This window comes from Desmonostoc vinosum (genome assembly GCF_059505385.1).
In genome coordinates, this window is sequence record NZ_JCACKM010000009.1 from 1 (window position 1) to 2323 (window position 2323).

At 41.4% G+C, this 2323-nt stretch carries 4 protein-coding genes and 1 pseudogene; 2 read left to right on the forward strand and 3 right to left on the reverse strand.

Going from position 1 to position 2323, the window contains the following annotated elements:
• Positions 1-52 precede the first annotated feature (52 nt).
• Both AC5JMF_RS01005 and AC5JMF_RS01010 read left to right on the forward strand, forming a co-directional pair.
• Positions 53-373 (forward strand): annotated as a pseudogene (locus AC5JMF_RS01005) (transposase); the annotation flags it as partial.
• Between the two features lie 53 nt (positions 374-426).
• Positions 427-789 (forward strand): hypothetical protein, encoded by a 363-nt coding sequence (locus AC5JMF_RS01010; RefSeq protein ID WP_495793858.1) that lies wholly within the window; start codon positions 427-429, stop codon positions 787-789.
• A 327-nt stretch (positions 790-1116) separates the two neighbouring features.
• Here the strand turns inward: AC5JMF_RS01010 and AC5JMF_RS01015 are convergent, their stop codons facing one another.
• The 3 genes from AC5JMF_RS01015 to AC5JMF_RS01025 form a co-directional block, all read right to left on the reverse strand.
• Positions 1117-1485: a type II toxin-antitoxin system RelE/ParE family toxin gene (locus AC5JMF_RS01015; protein ID WP_495793859.1), complete on the reverse strand. Its 369-nt coding sequence runs from the start codon at positions 1483-1485 to the stop codon at positions 1117-1119.
• On the reverse strand, positions 1475-1726 hold the full coding sequence (locus AC5JMF_RS01020; RefSeq protein ID WP_495793860.1) for a type II toxin-antitoxin system RelN family antitoxin: 252 nt from the start codon (positions 1724-1726) through the stop codon (positions 1475-1477). The genes AC5JMF_RS01015 and AC5JMF_RS01020 overlap by 11 nt, the downstream gene beginning before the upstream one ends.
• A gap of 6 nt (positions 1727-1732) precedes the next feature.
• A partial coding sequence (locus AC5JMF_RS01025) for an nSTAND1 domain-containing NTPase (protein WP_495793861.1) occupies positions 1733-2323 on the reverse strand: 591 nt, incomplete at its 5' end.

Below are 2323 nucleotides of genomic sequence, written 5' to 3' on the forward strand. Positions count from 1 at the left end.
TGCCACTCTTGAAATGTACGGAGTTTTTTCAAAAATCAAATAGGATTCCTATAGAATCAGTGGAGTTCCTTTAGGAAGACCACCAGCCAATATTAGTAAAGAAAAAAAGCAACAAGCTAAGGAAGATGAAAGAATTCGTAATTCTCTTGAGGGAAAGTTTGGGCAAGCGTTCATGAGATTCAGCCTTAATAGAGTGATGGCGAAACTTTCTCACACTTCTCTTACTGCAATTGCTATGACTTTTTTAGTGATGAATCTATCTGCTCATCTGTCACGGTTATTTAGGGCTTTTTTGTGTCTATTTTTGAAAACTACACCTTTTTTCCCGTCTAATATGATTGAGGCTTATGATTTACCAAGTTACAGGCAATAAAAACTTATCTTTGACTCTTGCTTGAATAACTAATTAATCCTTCAAAGGCTTTTTTGTTACTTTTTCAGCAAGCCCTAAATATCTCGCAGTTGTGGAATATCGAACAGATCCGAAATGCGATCGCACTCTTGATGACACGTCAAAATCTCATGCGGGATGAAGGCGCGCACCTTTGGTTAGAAGCTACACTTATCGAGATAGTTCCAACCACAAAGGGTAGTCCCCAATCACAACCCTGGAAAGATTGGAAAACTGCCCAAGATGCGATTAACTGGGCGAAAGAACAGTTACCCCACTTGACACAAACCCAGTTACAAGAACACTGGCAAAAGCTGACACCTATTAATGGTAAAAAAGCACCTGCGTGGGTAGAAGCTGTCCAAAAGCTGCAACAAAAACAATTACAGCAGGCTTAACGAACAAAGGCACTACACCATAGACTGGAGTTTAGAATAGTTTCGCACCTCCAAACCAACCAAACAAAGGCGATCGCACTCCCAATCAAACCCAAAAAACGCGAACGACTCACCTCGCGTAAGCTTCACTCTCTTCAAAAGTAACTCAGTCCTCAATTTATCTCATCAGAGCCTGAAAACCTGCTTGTACGAAATGTTGATCAAAAGTCAAAGCTTGAGTGACTCCTGCTTGCTTCATAATGAGCGATCGCACTTCCCAATAAACCAAGTAAATGCGATCGCTTCTTCTAAAATCAATATCAGAGCAACAATTTTTCCTGAACTTATTTAACTTTCCTCTCTATTGAAATTAGCTACAATATCTAGAATTTCATTAGCAGCAATATCTTCTCTGTCGGACTTGGAATAAATAGTCAATAGTAAAATACTAGTCGGTGATTCAATTTGATAAATTAATCTATATCCAGCACTTTTACCTTTTTGGATATTACTGTTACGAACTCTCACCTTATAAACCACATACTCTTCACCAACACCTCCAATTCTATCTCCCAAAATATTTCCCTGTTGTAGCTGCTCAGTAAGCATTTCAACATCAGAACGAATATTACGAAATCGCTTAGAGAGGTCGCGCAAATTTAGTTTGCATTCAGGGGTTAAATCAATGCAAACTAACGGTTGTTCTTCATTCGGCATCAATTCCCTCCCACATCTGAGATAGTGGTAGACGTTGCCCTGTTTTTGCTTGATGTAAAGCTCTTCTCAGGCTGGCTTTAATCTCTTCAACGGGTGTATCATCGGGATCAGCCTCTTCTGTTGCTTCTGGAACCAGTACAATTACTCGTACCTGATGGCGATAAGTTGTACCTTGAATCGGTTCATCTAAAATCAGGTTTCCCAGTTCGTCGATTTTGCCAGTAACTTCGATCGCCTTCATTTTTGTTTACCTTGTTTTGCTGAATATTCTAGCAACCCGATCGCACCTCCAAACCAACCCCTCAAAACCAAACGCGATCGCACTCCCAAACAAACTCAGCCATGCTTTTGCTTTCTTTAATTGCCCGCCTTTAAATAAATAATCTTTTCCCTTACTGAAATTTCTCCACTCTTGTGCAGCTGCTTCAATTTTTCGCTTTTCTCTCAACCGATCGCGGTTTTCATCCAACCATTTCCTCAACAGCAACCAATGACGAATCAACGCTTCATGGGCTACATCCACCACTACAAACTTTTGATTTTCCCTAATTTCTTCCTGAGTGACAATTAACCGCGCATCCACCAATTTTTGAATTACCTGTTCCCTGTTCTCCCCTGTCAAATCCCGCAATAAAACCCGTCTGCGGGTATCCTCCGTTCCCTCTCCCAACTGCGTCAACTCCAAAAAAATCTGCTTGGCTGCTTCCTGCTCCTCTCCGGACAAACCCTCATACACCTCAGTTGCGCGTTTTTGTAGCGTTCCCTTCACCCCACCCAAACGGCGGGTGAACGAAAAAAGGTGTGGGAGAGTAGTTAGCGGATAGCTTACGCTAACATA